A 15,955-nucleotide genomic window follows, 5' to 3' on the forward strand; every position below is an offset into this window, starting at 1 on the left:
CCCGTGAGAGCGCGATGGTCAGTGCGTGTTCAGGGCCCTCGCCTACGATGGGGCCATGACCACCAGTTCAGACCCGTCCGCCGACCTCGACACCGCGCAGGGCACCAAGCGCGTGCTGCTCGCGGCCCCCCGCGGCTACTGTGCGGGGGTCGACCGCGCCGTCGTCAGCGTCGAGCGGGCCCTGGAGCTGTACGGCCCGCCGGTGTACGTGCGCAAGGAGATCGTCCACAACAAGCACGTTGTCACCACCTTGGAGAAGCGCGGCGCGATCTTCGTCGAGGAGACCGATGAGGTCCCCGAGGGTGCGACCGTCGTCTTCTCCGCCCACGGCGTCGCCCCGGTCGTCCACGACGAGGCCAAGGCGCTGAGCCTGAAGACCATCGACGCGACCTGCCCCCTGGTGACCAAGGTCCACCGTGAGGCCGTGCGCTTCGCCGACGACGACTTCGACATCCTCCTCATCGGTCACGAGGGCCACGAGGAGGTCGTCGGCACCTCCGGGGAGGCGCCCGACAACATCACCCTCGTCGAGAGTCCGGACGACGTCGTCAATGTCGAGGTCCGCGACCCGGACAAGGTGGTCTGGCTCTCCCAGACGACGCTGTCGGTCGACGAGACGATGGAGACCGTGCGCCGGCTGCGGGAGAAGTTCCCCGCGCTGCAGAACCCGCCGAGCGACGACATCTGCTACGCCACCCAGAACCGCCAGCTCGCGGTCAAGGAGATGGCCCAGGACTGCGACCTGATGCTCGTCGTCGGCTCGCGCAACTCCTCCAACTCGGTGCGCCTCGTCGAGGTCGCCATCGAGCACGGCTCCCGTGACGGGCACCTGGTCGACTACGCCGACGAGATCGACGAGTCCTGGCTCGAGGGGGTGCGCACCGTGGGGGTGACCTCCGGCGCGTCCGTCCCCGAGCTCCTCGTGCGCGGCGTCCTCGAGTACCTGGCCGAGCGCGGCTTCGGCGACGTCACGCCGGTCGTCTCCGCGGAGGAGAGCCTGCTCTTCTCGCTGCCGAAGGAGCTGCGCAAGGACCTCAAGGCCGCCGGGATGGACGACAAGATGAAGCACGACGCGGGCTCCCTCGAGGACGCCGGCCAGCTGCACTGAGCCGTGCGCCTCAGCTCACAGCCGTGAGCCCATCGCCTCGGCCGTCCGACGGGCGGCCGAGGCGAGCTCGTCCTGGGCCTCCCCGTCGATCTCCTCGCTGCGGAAGGTGATGGCCACCGCGGCGACCGGGTGCCCGTCCCGCTCGAGCACGGCGGAGGCGACCGACGACAGCTCGGCCGAGACGCTGCCCACCTCGAGCGCGTACCCACGGGCTCGGACGGCGACGAGCTCGCGGCGCAGGGCGGACGGTGTCGGTGGTCCGTCGGCGACCATGGCCGCGGCCGAGGGGTAGAGGGCGGTGACCTGCTTGGGTGGGAGAGCCGCGAGGACGGCCAGCCCGCTGGCGGTGAGTGTCGCCGGGAGCCGGATCCCGACGTCCGTGACGAGCGACGGGCGCCCCGCCGCCCGCTCCTCGATGACGTAGAGGACGTCCCGCCCGCTGAGCACGGCGAGGTGGGCGTTGTGCGTCGTCGCGTCCACGAGCCGCTCGACGAGCGGCCGGGCCAGGCGCTGCAGCGGGTCCTGTCGCTGGTAACCCGCGCCCAGCTCGTGCACCGCGGCGCCGAGACCGTAGGTGCGCTCCTCCGCGTAGTGGACGACGTAGCCGTGCTCGATGAGCACGCCCAGCAGGTGGTACGTGCTGCTGCGGGGCAGGCCGATGGCCCGGGCGAGGTGGGCCGCGGGGACCGGCGCGGCGCGGCTGGCCAGGTGGGTCAGGGCGCGAAGGGCGTGCCCGGCCGCGGTCGCATTGGCCACGGGCCCTCCCTTCGCTCGCCCCCACCCACCGCATCTGCCTAGGCAGATGCGGTGTCCGGTCGCCGTTGCCTAGGCAGATGCGGTGTGTGTCTTGTATCCGAGACACTAACGCCTGTCGAGAGCGACCGCAGCCCCGCCCGAGGGAGTTGCATGGTGGACATGAGCACGCAGCAGCAGACCACGACCACCGTCGTCCTCGGCGACGCACCCCTGAGCATCGACGACGTCGTCGCCGTCGCCCGCCACGGCGCGCCGGTGTCGATCAGCGAGGCCGCCTGGGAGCGGGTGCGCTCCGCGCGCTCGATCATCGAGGGGCTGGCCGAGGACACCGTGGCGCACTACGGGGTCTCCACCGGCTTCGGTGCGCTGGCCACGACCCACATCCCCCACGCGAAGCGCGCCCAGCTGCAGCGCTCGCTCGTGCGCAGCCACGCCGCCGGCACCGGCAGCGAGGTCGAGGACGAGGTCGTGCGCGCCCTCATGCTGCTGCGCGTGCAGACCCTCGCCACCGGACGCACCGGCATCCGGGAGGAGACCCTGCGCCTCTACCTCGCGCTGCTCCAGTACGACATCAGCCCGGTCGTCCACGAGTACGGCTCGCTCGGCTGCTCCGGTGACCTCTCCCCGCTGAGCCACTGCGCGCTCACGCTCATGGGCGAAGGGAGGGTCCGCGTCGCCGGTGGCGACGAGATCGGCGCCGCCGCCGCGCTGGCCGATGCCGGGCTCGCCCCCGTCGAGCTGCACGAGAAGGAGGGGCTGGCCCTGATCAACGGCACGGACGGGATGCTCGGGATGCTCTGCCTCGCCGTGCACGACCTGCGTGACCTCCTCGTCAACGCCGACATCGCGGCCGCGATGAGCGTCGAGGGGCTCCTGGGCACCGACGACGTCTTCGCCGCTGACCTGCAGGGGCTGCGGCCCCACCCCGGGCAGGGGCTCGCCGCCGCCAACATGCGAGCGGTCCTGCGCGACAGCCCGATCCGCGACAGCCACCGCGATCCGCAGGCCTGCACGCGAGTCCAGGACGCCTACTCCCTTCGCTGCGCGCCCCAGGTCCACGGTGGTGCCCGCGACACCGTCGAGCACGCCGCGAGCGTCGCCGACCACGAGCTCGCCTCGGCCATCGACAACCCCGTGATCACCCCCGACGGCCGGGTCGAGTCCAATGGCAACTTCCACGGGGCGCCCGTCGCCTACGTGCTCGACTTCCTCGCGATCGTCGCCGCCGACGTCGCGAGCATGAGCGAGCGTCGCACCGACCGGTTCCTCGACGTCAAGCGCAGCCACGGACTTCCTCCCTTCCTCGCCGACGACCCCGGTACCGACTCCGGGCTGATGATCGCCCAGTACACCGCCGCCGGGATGGTCTCGGAGATGAAGCGACTCGCCGCTCCCTCCAGCGTCGACTCGATCCCGAGCAGCGCGATGCAGGAGGACCACGTGTCGATGGGCTGGGGCGCCGCCCGCAAGCTGCGCCGCAGCGTCGACGCGCTCTCCCGGGTGGTGGCGATCGAGCTGCACACCGCGGCGCGGGGGATCGCGCTGCGGGGTCCCCTTCGTCCGGCGCCCGCGACCGGGGCGGTCATCGACGCCCTCGCCGAGCACGGGGAGATCGCACCCGGACCGGACCGCTTCACCGCACCCGACCTGGCCGCCACCCACCTCGCCGTCGTCGACGGGTCGGTCCGCGCCGCGGCCGAGTCCGTGGCCGGCCCCCTCGCCTGACCCACGAAGGAGTGATCACCATGGACGGAGCCCGTCCCGTGCGTGCCGCCCGAGGCACCGACCTGACCGCACGCAGCTGGCAGACCGAGGCGCCGCTGCGCATGCTCATGAACAACCTCGACCCCGAGGTGGCCGAGCGCCCCGACGACCTCGTCGTCTACGGCGGCACGGGGCGTGCCGCGCGCTCCTGGGAGGCCTTCGACGCCATCGTCGAGACGCTCACCGACCTCGCCGACGACGAGACCCTGCTGGTGCAGTCCGGCAAGCCGGTCGGGGTGTTGCGCACCAATCCGTGGGCGCCGCGCGTGCTGCTGGCCAACTCCAACCTCGTCGGCGACTGGGCGACGTGGCCGCAGTTCCGCAAGCTCGAGGCCGAGGGCCTGATGATGTACGGACAGATGACCGCCGGGTCGTGGATCTACATCGCCACCCAGGGGATCCTCCAGGGCACCTACGAGACCTTCGCCGCGGTCGCGCGCAAACGCTTCGGCGGCACCCTCGCCGGGACCATCACCCTCACCGGAGGCTGCGGCGGGATGGGCGGCGCGCAGCCGCTGGCGGTCACCCTCAACGGTGGCGTCTGCCTCGTCGTCGACGTCGACCGCTCGCGGTTGGAGCGGCGGCAGTCCAAGCGCTACCTCGACGAGGTGACCACGGACCTCGACGAGGCCCTGGCGAGGGCCATGGCGGCGAAGGGGGAGCGCCGCGCCGTGTCCATCGGTCTCGTCGGCAATGCGGCGAGCGTCTTCCCGGAGATCCTGCGCCGGCACGCCGCCGGGGAGATCGACATCGACGTCGTCACCGACCAGACGAGCGCGCACGACCCGCTGAGCTACCTGCCCGCGGAGATCCCGCTCGAGGACTGGACCCGCGAGGCCGACGGCGACCCGGAGGGCTTCACCAAGAAGGCCCAGGAGTCGATGGCCGCGCAGGTCGAGGCGATGGTCGGGCTGCAGGACGCCGGCTGCGAGGTCTTCGACTACGGCAACAGCATCCGCGACGAGGCGCGGCAGGCCGGGTACGGCCGAGCCTTCGCCTTCCCCGGCTTCGTCCCCGCGTACATCCGGCCGCTCTTCTGCGAGGGCCTGGGGCCCTTCCGCTGGGTGGCGCTCTCGGGCGATCCGGAGGACATCGCGGTCACCGACGCCGCGCTGAAGGAGCTCTTCCCGGAGAACGAGCACCTGCACCGGTGGCTCGACGCCGCGCAGGAGTTCGTCGATTTCGAGGGGCTGCCCGCCCGCATCTGCTGGCTCGGGTACGGCGAACGCCACCGGGCCGGGCTGCTCTTCAACGAGCTCGTGCGCGACGGCAAGGTCACGGCCCCGATCGTCATCGGACGTGACCACCTCGACTCCGGCTCCGTCGCCTCGCCCTACCGCGAGACCGAGTCGATGCTCGACGGCTCGGACGCGATCGCCGACTGGCCGCTGCTCAATGCGCTCACCGCGGCCAGCTCCGGTGCGACCTGGGTCTCGATCCACCACGGGGGTGGCGTCGGGATCGGTCGCTCCATCCACGCCGGTCAGGTCGGCGTCGCCGACGGCACCGACCTGGCTGCGCAGAAGCTCGAGCGACTGCTGACCAATGACCCCGGGATGGGCGTGCTGCGCCACGTCGACGCCGGCTACTCGCGGGCTGCGCAGGTCGCGCAGGAGCGTGGCGTGCGGGTGCCGATGACGTCGACGATCCGCGACGGGGAGGCTCAGGCGTGACCACGACCTTCGAGTGGAGCGGGCGCGACGACGGTCCCGGACCGCAGCACCGGCGCTTCTTCCGCACGGTCTGTGCGCCTCAGAGCGGCATGCGCCCCGATGCCGCACTCTTGGGCTTCGCCAGTGACGAAGGGGTCCGCCGCAACCGGGGGCGGGTCGGCGCGGCGGACGGGCCCACCGCCCTTCGCTCGGCCCTGGCCTCGCTGGCGGTCCACGAGGAGCTGACGGTCGTCGACCACGGGGACGTCGCCGTCGAGGGGAGCGACCTCGAGGACGGTCAACGCCGGCTCGGTGCGGCGGTGGCGGCCGCGCGTGACGAGGCGCCGCTGACCGTCGTCCTCGGTGGCGGCCACGAGACGGCCTACGGCAGCTACCTCGGCCTCGGTCGGCGACCGCGGCTGGGCGTGCTCAACCTCGACGCGCACTTCGACCTGCGGCAGGAGGAGCGCCCCACCTCGGGAACCCCCTTCCTGCAGATCGCCCGAGACCGACAGGCGCACGGCCTGGACGTCCACTACGCCGTCCTCGGGGTGAGCCGGGCGAGCAACACCAGTGCGCTCTTCGACGCGGCGCGCCAGCTCGAGACGCCGTGGCTCCTCGACGACGACTGCCAGGAGCTCGACGCGCCGCGTGCCTTCGTGCAGCGCTTCCTCGAGGACGTCGACGAGGTCTACCTGTCGATCGACCTCGACGTGCTCCCGGCCGCAGCCGCCCCGGGAGTGAGCGCGCCTGCGGCACTGGGGGTTCCGCCCTTCGTCATCCAGGCGGTGTGCGACGCGGTGGCCGACAGCGGCAGGCTGATCCACCTCGATGTCACGGAGCTCAGCCCGCGCTTCGACATCGACCAGCGCACGGCCAAGGTCGCGGCCCGCCTGATCCACCGCGTCATCACCCGCGCGGCCCACCACCGGAAGGGGTCATGAGCAGCATGTCGACACTGATCACCAGCATCGGCGAGCTCGTCACCTGTGACGAGACGGGCGAAGGGGGCGCCGGTGCCCGCTCCGACCGGGCGATCGTCGTCGTCGACGGGCGCATCGCCTGGACCGGGCCGGCCTCGTCGGCACCCGCCGCCGACGAGGTCGTCGACGTGGGGGGACGTTGCGTGCTGCCCGGCTTCGTCGACAGCCACGCCCACCTCGTCTTCGCCGGGGACCGCTCGGGCGAGTTCACCGCACGGATGGCCGGGGAGCGCTACGACGGCGGGGGGATCGGGGTGACGGTGGCAGCGACCCGCGCCGCCGACGACGAGTGGCTGCGTGACGCACTGCGGGCTCGGGTCGCGGAGATGCGCGCCCAGGGCACGACCACGGTCGAGATCAAGTCCGGCTACGGCCTCGACGTCGAGCAGGAGACCCGCGCGCTGCGGCTCGCCGCGGAGGTCACCGCGGAGACCACCTTCCTCGGGGCGCACTTCGTGCCCGAGGAGATGCGTGCGGACCGGGCGGGCTACCTGGACCTCGTCACGGGGGAGATGCTCACCGCCTGCGCGCCGTACTCCCGCTGGATCGACGTCTTCTGCGAGCCGGCGTCACCGCACGCCTTCACCGGTGAGGAGTCGCGCCGGGTGCTCCTCGCCGGGCGTGACGCGGGGCTCGAGCTGCGGGTGCACGGCAACCAGATCGACCACGGTCCCGGAGTGCAGCTGGCGTGTGAGCTGGGCGCCGCCAGCGTCGACCACTGCACGTACCTGTCCTCCGCGGACGTCGAAGCCCTCGTCTCCTCGGCGGGCACGACCACCGCGACGCTCCTGCCGGGCGTGGAGTTCTCCACCCGCTCGCCCTACCCGGACGCGAGGTCGCTGCTCGACGCCGGCGTCTCGGTCGCGCTGGCCACCGACTGCAACCCGGGGACCTGCTACTCCAGCTCGATGCCCTTCGTCATCGCGCTCGCCGTGCGGGAGATGGGCATGACCCCGAGCGAGGCCGTGGTCGCGGCCACGCGGGGAGGTGCCCGGGCCCTGCGAAGGGAGGACATCGGCCGCATCGAGGTCGGTGCCCGCGCGGACCTCGCGGTGCTCGACGCGCCGAACCACCTGCATCTGAGCTACCGCGCAGGGGTGCCCATCGCCCGGACGCTGGAGTGGTGAGCGGCGGACCTGCAGGGCGTTCCTCCCGTCGCCGGTCGATGTTTCGCTGAGCCCTCGGGCTCACTCCCGGACATCGAACCGGGAAGGGGTGGGGCGCCCGAGGGGACTCGTGCTCACGACGCCTCCTCGCGCTCACGAGCGGCCCGCGACAGCCCCTCGAGGTCCAGCTCGGGTCGGGCATCCTCCGCGGCCACCGCGTCCAGGAGCTCGGGGGCGGTGAGCGGCCGGGGCGTCGTCGTCACGGGAGGCACGTCCTCCAGCTCGTCGGGGCTGATCCCGATCTCGCTCATCCGCCGGGCGCTCACGAGCACCCGCGACTCGAGCGAGCCGACGAGTCGGTTGTAGTCCTCGACCGATCGCTGGAGGGAGCGGCCCATCCGGGTGGCGTGCTCCCCGAGGGTGCCCAGGCGGGCGTAGAGCTCGCGGCCGAGCGCGAGCAGCTCGCGGGCCTCGCGGGTCACGGCATCCTGCTGCCAGGTGAAGGCGACCGTGCGCAGCAACGCGAGCAGCGTGCTGGGGGAGGCGAGGACGACCTTGCTCGTCATGGCCTCCTCGTGCAGCCCGGGGTCCCGGGACAGGGCCGCAGCGAGGGTGGCATCGGAGGGGATGAAGCACACGACCATCTCGGGTGAGGGGTCGAAGGCCGTCCAGTAGGCCTTGTCCGCGAGCGTGCGCACGTGCCCCCGCAGAGCTGCCGTGTGCCCGTCCAGCAGGCGGGCCTGCTCGTCGGGGTCGATGTCCTCGGTCTGGGCCCGGAGCCAGTGACTCATCGGTGCCTTGGCGTCGACGACGAGGTGCTTGCCTCCGGGGAGGTGGACGACGACGTCCGGCCGGACCTCGCGCTCGTCGGCGGTCACCCCCTTCGTCTGCTCGTCGAAGTCGCAGCGTGCGAGCATCCCGGACACCTCGAGGACCCGTCGCAGCTGCACCTCGCCCCAGGCGCCGCGCACGGACGACACGCGCAGCGAGGAGGCGAGCGAGGCGGCCTCGTGGCCCACCCGGGTCGTCGTCTGCTCGACGCGGCCGAGGGCGTCGCGCACCGTCGCGAACTGGTCGAGACGGTCCCGCTCGAGCTCCTCGACCTTGTGCGAGACCCGCCGCAGCGCCTCACCCATGGGTGCCAGGGCCGCTGCGGTCTCGGCGTCCTCACCGAGGCTCGCCTCGAGGTCGCCCACCCGCTCGCGCAGGCCGTCGCGCTCGACCCGCGCGCCCACGACCTGGGTGCGCGCCGCCAGCCAGGCCAGCAGCCCACCGATGAGTGCGCCGAGCAGCAGTCCCGTCACGAGGGTCGTCATGTCCATGGCTGCAGCCAACCAGTGATCACCGACAGCGCTCGCCCCCAGGGTGGGTAGCCTCGTGACCATGCCGACAGAGGAGCCCAGCGAGGAGCAGGTCAAGGACGAGACCCGCCGGCCGGACCTCGGCACGGAGCAGGGACGGCGCGCGTTCATCCGCGTCCTCAACTCCCGCCTGCCGAAGAAGCGCCTCATCGCCCAGGGCGTCCTGCGCACGGACGGCGATCGGATCGCCCTGTGCCAGCTCGTCTACAAGAAGGACTGGGACCTGCCCGGGGGCATCGTCGACCCCGACGAGTCGCCCGCCCACTGCGTCGTGCGCGAGGTCAAGGAGGAGCTCGGCCTCGACGTCACCGTCCAGGGGCTGCTCGCGGTCAACTGGCTGCCGCCCTACCGCGGCTGGGACGACGCCCTGCTCTGCCTCTTCGACCTCGGCCACGTGCCCGAGGAGACCCTCGAGGCCGCCGTGCTGCAGCAGCGGGAGATCAAGGCCGTCCACTGGGCGGATGCCGCGAGCGTCGAGGCGAACACCGCTGCCTACACCGCCGCGATGATCGCGCAGGTCGGCTTCGGCACCCGGGAGGGGACGACCTTCCTCGAGAACTCGTCGCCGCGGGACGGCATGTGAGCGACCGGCTCCCGGACGGGGTGCCGCCGCCCAGGCGGCCCCGACCATCCCTCTTCACCATGTGGGGGCGCGAGACGGTCAAGGACCTGACGCTCGTGGTCGCGGCGCTCCCGGTCCTCGTGTGCCTGCTCTACGTGCCGGTCCTCGCCTCCGCGGGCGGCTCCTGGCTGCGCCTGCTCGGCCTCTTCGTCCTCTTCGTGGCCACCTGGTGGGTCCTGAGGTTCCTGCTCCGACGCTGGGTGGCCGCGGGGGACCGGGATGGGGATTCCCCTTCGCGCGGTTAGACTCCTGTCCCCGTGGCACTCTCCATCGGAATCGTCGGTCTCCCCAACGTCGGCAAGTCGACGATGTTCAACGCTCTGACGAAGAACAACGTCCTCGCCGCGAACTACCCCTTCGCAACCATCGAGCCGAATGTCGGCGTCGTCCCGCTGCCGGATGTTCGGCTGAAGCGGCTCGCCGAGATCCACGGCAGCGAAAAGATCCTCCCCGCGACGGTCTCCTTCGTCGACATCGCCGGCATCGTGCGCGGCGCGAGCGAAGGGGAGGGGCTGGGCAACAAGTTCCTCGCCAACATCCGCGAGTCGGACGCGATCTGCCAGGTGGTGCGCGCCTTCGTCGACGACGACGTCACCCACGTCGACGGCAAGATCGACCCGGCCTCCGACATGGAGACGATCAACACCGAGCTGGTCCTCGCCGACCTGCAGACCCTCGAGAGCGCCGTCCCGCGCCTCGAGCGGGAGCTGAAGGGCAAGAAGATCGACAAGGCGGTCCTCGACACGGCGCTCGCCGCTCGTGAGGTGCTCGAAGGGGGAGACACCCTCTTCGCGAAGGGCGTCGCCGCTGGCGTCGACATGGAGATCGCCGCGCAGCTCGGCCTGCTGACGACCAAGCCCTTCCTCTACGTCTTCAACGTCGACGAGGACCAGCTGACCGACACCGACTTCCGGGACCGGATGCAGGCGCTCGTCGAGCCGGCGGAGGCCATCGTCCTCAACGCCAAGCTGGAGTCCGAGGTCGCCGAGCTCGAGGACGAGGAGGCCCGCGAGCTGCTGGAGTCCGTGGGCATCGACGAGCCGGGACTGGACCAGCTCGCGCGCAAGGGCTTCAACACCCTGGGCCTGCAGACCTACCTCACCGCCGGCCCCAAGGAGTCGCGCGCGTGGACGATCAACCGTGGTTGGAAGGCGCCGCAGGCTGCCGGTGTCATCCACACCGACTTCGAGCGGGGCTTCATCAAGGCCGAGATCGTCTCCTTCGAGGACCTCGACTCCCTCGGCTCGATGGCCGAGGCGAAGGCGGCCGGCAAGGTGCGCATGGAGGGCAAGGAGTACGTCATGGTCGATGGCGACGTGGTGGACTTCCGCTTCAACGTCTAGATCCGGACCCGAGGAAGCGGCAAGGCGCAGCCCCTGACGGGAGAGCACGAGGCGGGGGTGGCCATCGTGCTGAGCCTGCCCGTGAGCCGCGGTTCACCCCGGCCCTGAAGCCTGTCCTGCGGCGCCGTCACGATCACCTGGAACGTCATCGAGGCGGCCGTCGCACTCGCCGCCGGTGGCCCTGGGGGCGCGAATGGACAGCGCGCGGGGTGATCGCCGTCGTTGCCCTCCGCGAGGGCATCGAGGCGAGGAAGGGTGATGCGTGCTGCGCCGGACCGGTGGCCGTGCTCACTGGAGAGCGGGACCAGCAGTGCCAGGACAGCGGGTGGGATCACGAGCGGTCGCCGTGACCAACCCCTTGTCAGGACACCGTGGTGGTCCGTGCGTGGGGATAGGTGGCCTCGCGACCTTGGAACTGCAGGATGTCCGGGTTCTTGACCACTCCGTCGTGGATCTCGATCGCGCGAGAGATGGTCACGTTCTTCGTCCAGGCAGACGGTCCTTCCATCACGGTGCGCAGGAAGGGCAGGATCGCCTCGCTGATCTCCCAGGTGGCCGAGTTCCACAGGTAGGACGGGCTGTGGTCGACGGCGTAGTAGTTCACTCCCTGCCCGACGGTGAACATCGGATCCTCGAACTCCGTCGGCCTGGCCCACTCGAAACCCATTGCCTCGTCGCACGAGACGTCGATGATCAGGCTGCCCGCTGCGAACTCCTTCAGGTCCTCGGTCCGCAGGTAGTTCATCGGCGAGGTCGGGTCCTGGAGCGTGCAGTTGATGACGAGATCGTGCGATGCGAGGAAGGTCGGGAGCAGCACATCGCCGTCTTCCGTGGGCACCGTGCTGAGGTGGACCGGGCCGTCGTCGGTGTGCAGCTGGGTGATGTGTGCGCTGTGGATCGGTGAGCCGACGGCCGAGGCGCCCCGCTGGGTGAGGACCTGGATGTCGTGGATCCCGTGTGCTTTGAGCGCGGTGACCGCCCCTCGTGCCGTGGCGCCGAAGCCGATGACGACCGCACTCATCCGTGGCCCGTAGTTGCCCGTCGAACCTCGCAGGCTGAGCGCGTGCAGCACGGAGCAGTAGCCGGCCAGCTCATTGTTCTTGTGGAGGACGTGGAGGCTGAAGTCTCCCTGCCGGGTCCAGTGGTTCATGGCCTCGAAGGCGATGAGCGTGAGCCGGCGGTCGATGGCGGTCTGCGTCATGTGCGCGTCCTGGACGCAGTGCGGCCACCCCCACAGGACGCGCCCTTCGGGGATCGCGCTCACGTCAGCCGCCTGTGGCTTGGGCAGCAGCAGGACGTCTGCGGACTCGATCACCTCGGCGCGCTCGGCAACCCGGCCCACACGCGACTCGATGTACCCGGGCTCCAGCTGGAAGTCGGCGGCGTAGCCGCGCTCGACGATCATGCGGGCGCTCACGTCCGGGTCGAGCCGGTCCAGGTGGTGCGGGTGCAGCGGAAGCCGTCGTTCGTTCTCCATCGTCGATCCTGCGAGCAGGCCGAGGGTGAGGAGCGAGTTCGCAGCGGCAGCGCCGGACGAAGGGGGGACAGCTGAGGATTGTTGAGCGGTGCCGGACATCCGGACTCCCATGATCGGGGAACCCGAGTTAGCTCCGTCTCGGACTGTACTCCGAGGATTCACCGGGCCCGGCCACGCGATGAGCCGGCACCCCCCGGGCGACATCGCCCAGGCGCAGGCGCATGGCTCGCGGACCAGGCGCGCGCCCACTGTGTGCGCGTGGCCGTGCACGGCCTCCTGCTCGCACGAGGTTCGAGGCCAGAGGTCCACGGAGCGCCGGCGTGGGTTGGACCTGTCTCAGGCCAGCACGCCCGTGCGCATGAAGTCCTCGAGACGCCGCTGGTACGGCGTGATGTCGAGGCCGTTGTCCTCGAGCCACTGGCTCGAGTAGTACTTGTCGAGGTAGCGCTCGCCCGGGTCACAGATCAGCGAGACGATGCTCCCCTTCGTGCCTGCCTCGACCATCTCGGACACGATGCGCAGGGTGGCCCACAGGCTGGTCCCGGTCGATGCCCCGGCCCTGGACCCGGTGAGCTCCTCCAGCAGCAGGATCGACGCGATGGCGGCCGCGTCGGGTACGCGCACCATGCGGTCGATGCTCGAAGAGATGAAGCTCGACTCCACACGTTGGCGGCCGATGCCCTCGATGCGTGAGCCCACCGGCGTCGTGACGGTGGGGTCGCGCTCGCGCCACCCGGGGAAGAAGGCGGAGTTCTCCGGATCCGCGACGCAGATGCCGGTCGAGCGTCCGGTGTAGCGGACGTACCGGGCCAGGGTCGCCGATGTGCCGCCGGTGCCGGCGGTCGCGACGATCCAGGCGGGTTGGGGGTGCTCCTCCATGGACATCTGGTCGAAGATCGACTCGGCGATGTTGTTGTTGCCTCGCCAGTCCGTGGCCTGCTCGGCGTAGGTGAACTGGTCCATGTAGTGCCCACCCGTCTCCTCGGCGAGTGCGGCGGCGACGGCGTAGACCTCATGGGCGTTGTCCACGAAGTGACAGGACCCTCCGTGGAACTCGATGAGATCCAGCTTCTGGCTGCTCGTCGATCTGGCCATGACCGCGTAGAAGGGGACGCCGATCAGCGAGGCGAAGTAGGCCTCGGAGACCGCGGTCGAGCCGCTGGAGGCCTCGATGACCGGCTTGTCCGGTCGGATCCAGCCGTTGCACAGGGCGTGGAGGAAGAGCGAGCGGGCCAGCCGGTGCTTCAGCGACCCGGTCGGGTGCACCGACTCGTCCTTCAGGTACAGGTCGACACCCCACTGCGTCGGCAACGGGACCCGGACCAGGTGGGTGTCGGCCGAGCGGTTGGCGTCGCTGCGCACCTTCCTGATGGCGGACGCGAGCCACTGCCGGTACTGCGGGTCGTACCGGTTGACGTCCTCCTCTGCGGCGACGGCCGGCGCGGGCTGCTCGGCGGAGTGGGTCATGGCGTTCCTCTCGGGAGATGGGGTCGAGGACCGACGTCGCGGCCGTGCCGCTCCGGTGACGGGTGTGGCACATAGACTCCCACCCGTGAAGCCACTGACCATCAGGCACAACCGCATCCTGTCCGTCTCCCTCTTGGTGATCGGCGCACTGCTGCTGATCGTCTCCCTGCTCGGCCAGCAGTGGGTCTCGGTCCTCGGGGGAGCCGTGCTCGTGCTGCTCGGGGTGCTCATGCTCATCAACCCGATCGTCAAGGTCGAGTCGCACGAGGTGCAGCTGCGCAACCCGATCGGCATGACGCTCAAGCGCTTCCCGGTCACCTCGCCGGCGGACCTCGCGCTCGAGGGCAAGGCGCTGCGCCACGTGCCCACGGGCAAGCGGATCACCTCGCTCGGTTTCGGTGTGCACGGTCAGGACGCGGACGCCCTCCGCGCGCAGCTGTCCGGCCAGAGCTGACCTCACCCCCTCGGGAGGGCGAAGGGGGTCGGCTCGACTGATCGCGGTGCCAGGCCTTCCGCGGCCGTGAGGCTGGCCAGTCTCGCCTATGGTGACGGAAGAGCACCGGGTTGTCGGTGCCGCACCGCACCGAGGGGAGTGTTCGACCGTGACCGAGGTCAACGATCTGCCCGTCACCCCTGCCGAGGACACGACCGTGGACCTGTTGGTCATCGGTTCCGGTACCGGGATGCTCGCCGCGATGGCTGCCGACGAGCAGGGTCTGTCCGCCCTCATCGTGGAGAAGTCCGAGTACGTCGGTGGCTCGACGGCCCTGTCCGGAGGCGCCTTCTGGGTCCCGGGCAACTCCGTCCTGGCGGAGCAGGGCTCCTCCGACAGCACCGAGCAGGCGACGACCTACCTGGAGAACCTCGTCGGCGATGCCTCGCCGCGGGCGCGCTGGCAGGCCTTCCTCGACCAGGGCCCGGCGACGGTGGACCTGCTGCGGCGGATGACGCCGCTGACGTTCATCTGGGGCAAGGGCTACTCCGACTACCACTCGAACCTGCCCGGTGGGTCCGACGCGGGCCGCAGCGTGGAGAGCGCCCCCTTCGACACGAGCGTCCTGGGGGAGGAGGAGGCCCGGCTGCGGCCGTCGTCGATGAGCGCGCCCGTGCCGATGCCGATCACCAGCCCGGACTACCGGTGGATGAACCTCATGGCCAAGGCCCCGGCCCGGGCGCTGCCCAAGGTGGTCAAGAGGGTGGCCCAGGGAGTCGGCGGGCTCGCCCTCGGCCGGCATTACGCCGCAACCGGTCAGGCGCTGGCCGCCGGCCTGTACGCCGGCGTGCTGGACCGTGGGATCCCGGTGTGGACGACGACGCGACTCCAGCGGTTGGTCACCGAGGGCGGCGCCGTGACCGGCGCGGTGCTCGTCCAGGACGGACGTGAGGTGACGGTCACCGCCCGCCGCGGAGTCGTGCTGGCGGCCGGGGGCTTCGACCACGACATGGTCATGCGCCACCGGTACCAGTCGGAGAGCCTGCAAGAGAACTGGCCAATGGGCGCCGAGTCCAACACCGGTGACGCGATCAAGGTGGGGGTCGAGGTCGGCGCGGATCTCGCCCACCTGGAGGAGGCCTGGTGGTTCCCGGCCGTGGCGTCCCCGTCCGGTGGGACCCCCGGCGTGATGCTCGCGGAGCGCTCGCTGCCCGGCTCCTTCATCGTCGACCGGCACGGCCGGCGATTCATCAACGAGTCCACCGACTACATGACCTTCGGCCAGGAGGTGCTGCGCCGTGAGGACGCCGGGGACCCGGTGGGGACGATGTGGATCGTCTTCGACCAGGAGTACCGCAACAGCTATGTCTTCGCGACGGAGCTGTTCCCGCGCATGGCCCTGCCGCAGGCGTGGCTCGACGCGGGGATCGCGCACCAGGCCGACACCGCGCAGGAGTTGGCCGAGCTCATGGGCGTCCCGGTGGACGACTTCGTGGCGACCGGTCGGCGGTTCAACGAGATGGCGGTCGCCGGTCGCGATGCCGACCACGGCCGGGGTGAGTCGGCCTACGACCGCTACTACGGCGACCCGACCATGAAGCCGAGCCCCAACCTGCGCCCCCTGGACGGGGGCCCGCTGTACGCGGTCAAGATGGTCATGAGTGACCTGGGCACCTGCGGGGGGTTGCGCGCCGACGAGCACGCCCGCGTCCTGCGCGAGGACGGCTCGGCCATCACCGGCCTCTACGCCATCGGCAACACCGCGGCCAATGCCTTCGGCAACCGCTACCCCGGGGCCGGGGCCACGATCGGCCAGGGCCTGGTGTTCGGTGACATCGCCGCCCGTCACGCGGCTGGGCGACACGAGGGCTGACATCCCCCGG

The 15,955-nt window shown here is 71.0% G+C and carries 14 protein-coding genes; 10 read left to right on the forward strand and 4 right to left on the reverse strand.

The genetic code is table 11. From position 1 onward, the window contains the following. Positions 1 to 55: 55 nt before the first annotated feature. The gene (locus ACR9E9_RS06205; RefSeq protein ID WP_435202741.1) at positions 56 to 1,108 is read left to right on the forward strand and encodes a 4-hydroxy-3-methylbut-2-enyl diphosphate reductase; all 1,053 of its coding nucleotides are present in this window, start codon (positions 56 to 58) and stop codon (positions 1,106 to 1,108) included. Between the two features lie 15 nt (positions 1,109 to 1,123). Here ACR9E9_RS06205 and ACR9E9_RS06210 read toward each other — a convergent pair whose 3' ends face one another. Beyond that, complete coding sequence (locus ACR9E9_RS06210) at positions 1,124 to 1,864, reverse strand: IclR family transcriptional regulator (RefSeq protein ID WP_435202743.1); 741 nt, start codon at positions 1,862 to 1,864, stop codon at positions 1,124 to 1,126. A 150-nt stretch (positions 1,865 to 2,014) separates the two neighbouring features. On the opposite strand from ACR9E9_RS06210, the gene hutH reads away from it, so the two are divergent. Genes hutH through hutI form a run of 4 tightly spaced genes read left to right on the forward strand, consistent with a single transcriptional unit; the run spans position 2,015 to position 7,390 of the window. Continuing rightward, positions 2,015 to 3,589 (forward strand): histidine ammonia-lyase, encoded by a 1,575-nt coding sequence (hutH, locus tag ACR9E9_RS06215; RefSeq protein WP_435202745.1) that lies wholly within the window; start codon positions 2,015 to 2,017, stop codon positions 3,587 to 3,589. Positions 3,590 to 3,609: 20 nt separating this feature from the next. Beyond that, positions 3,610 to 5,301 carry a urocanate hydratase gene (hutU, locus tag ACR9E9_RS06220; RefSeq protein ID WP_435202747.1) on the forward strand — a complete coding sequence of 564 codons (1,692 nt, stop codon included), beginning with the start codon at positions 3,610 to 3,612 and terminating at the stop codon, positions 5,299 to 5,301. After that, positions 5,298 to 6,224: a formimidoylglutamase gene (hutG, locus tag ACR9E9_RS06225; RefSeq protein ID WP_435202749.1), complete on the forward strand. Its 927-nt coding sequence runs from the start codon at positions 5,298 to 5,300 to the stop codon at positions 6,222 to 6,224. The genes hutU and hutG overlap by 4 nt, the downstream gene beginning before the upstream one ends. Positions 6,225 to 6,229: 5 nt before the next feature. Continuing rightward, positions 6,230 to 7,390 (forward strand): imidazolonepropionase, encoded by a 1,161-nt coding sequence (gene hutI, locus ACR9E9_RS06230; protein WP_435203587.1) that lies wholly within the window; start codon positions 6,230 to 6,232, stop codon positions 7,388 to 7,390. 113 nt (positions 7,391 to 7,503) lie between these two features. Here the strand turns inward: hutI and ACR9E9_RS06235 are convergent, their stop codons facing one another. Beyond that, positions 7,504 to 8,691 (reverse strand): DNA recombination protein RmuC, encoded by a 1,188-nt coding sequence (locus tag ACR9E9_RS06235; protein ID WP_435202751.1) that lies wholly within the window; start codon positions 8,689 to 8,691, stop codon positions 7,504 to 7,506. A 61-nt stretch (positions 8,692 to 8,752) separates the two neighbouring features. Here ACR9E9_RS06235 and ACR9E9_RS06240 point away from each other — a divergent pair, with 61 nt between their 5' ends. From ACR9E9_RS06240 to ychF, 3 genes are read left to right on the forward strand one after another with little or no spacing between them, the layout of a single operon-like run. After that, positions 8,753 to 9,313: an NUDIX domain-containing protein gene (locus ACR9E9_RS06240; RefSeq protein ID WP_435202753.1), complete on the forward strand. Its 561-nt coding sequence runs from the start codon at positions 8,753 to 8,755 to the stop codon at positions 9,311 to 9,313. Beyond that, complete coding sequence (locus ACR9E9_RS06245) at positions 9,310 to 9,597, forward strand: hypothetical protein (RefSeq protein ID WP_435202755.1); 288 nt, start codon at positions 9,310 to 9,312, stop codon at positions 9,595 to 9,597. The genes ACR9E9_RS06240 and ACR9E9_RS06245 overlap by 4 nt, the downstream gene beginning before the upstream one ends. Positions 9,598 to 9,609: 12 nt before the next feature. Next, positions 9,610 to 10,695: a redox-regulated ATPase YchF gene (ychF, locus tag ACR9E9_RS06250; RefSeq protein WP_435202757.1), complete on the forward strand. Its 1,086-nt coding sequence runs from the start codon at positions 9,610 to 9,612 to the stop codon at positions 10,693 to 10,695. A gap of 361 nt (positions 10,696 to 11,056) precedes the next feature. Here the strand turns inward: ychF and ACR9E9_RS06255 are convergent, their stop codons facing one another. Both ACR9E9_RS06255 and ACR9E9_RS06260 read right to left on the reverse strand, forming a co-directional pair. Beyond that, complete coding sequence (locus tag ACR9E9_RS06255; protein ID WP_435202759.1) at positions 11,057 to 12,271, reverse strand: N(5)-(carboxyethyl)ornithine synthase; 1,215 nt, start codon at positions 12,269 to 12,271, stop codon at positions 11,057 to 11,059. 237 nt (positions 12,272 to 12,508) lie between these two features. After that, a complete protein-coding gene (locus ACR9E9_RS06260) occupies positions 12,509 to 13,639 on the reverse strand; it encodes a PLP-dependent cysteine synthase family protein (protein ID WP_435202761.1) in 1,131 nt (376 codons plus the stop codon). 85 nt (positions 13,640 to 13,724) lie between these two features. On the opposite strand from ACR9E9_RS06260, the gene ACR9E9_RS06265 reads away from it, so the two are divergent. Both ACR9E9_RS06265 and ACR9E9_RS06270 read left to right on the forward strand, forming a co-directional pair. Then, positions 13,725 to 14,093 (forward strand): hypothetical protein, encoded by a 369-nt coding sequence (locus ACR9E9_RS06265; RefSeq protein WP_435202763.1) that lies wholly within the window; start codon positions 13,725 to 13,727, stop codon positions 14,091 to 14,093. A gap of 148 nt (positions 14,094 to 14,241) precedes the next feature. Next, complete coding sequence (locus tag ACR9E9_RS06270; protein ID WP_435202765.1) at positions 14,242 to 15,945, forward strand: 3-ketosteroid-delta-1-dehydrogenase; 1,704 nt, start codon at positions 14,242 to 14,244, stop codon at positions 15,943 to 15,945. Positions 15,946 to 15,955 lie beyond the last annotated feature (10 nt).

Origin of the sequence: Janibacter sp. GS2 (genome assembly GCF_051200835.1) — a bacterium.
Lineage (GTDB): Bacteria > Actinomycetota > Actinomycetes > Actinomycetales > Dermatophilaceae > Janibacter.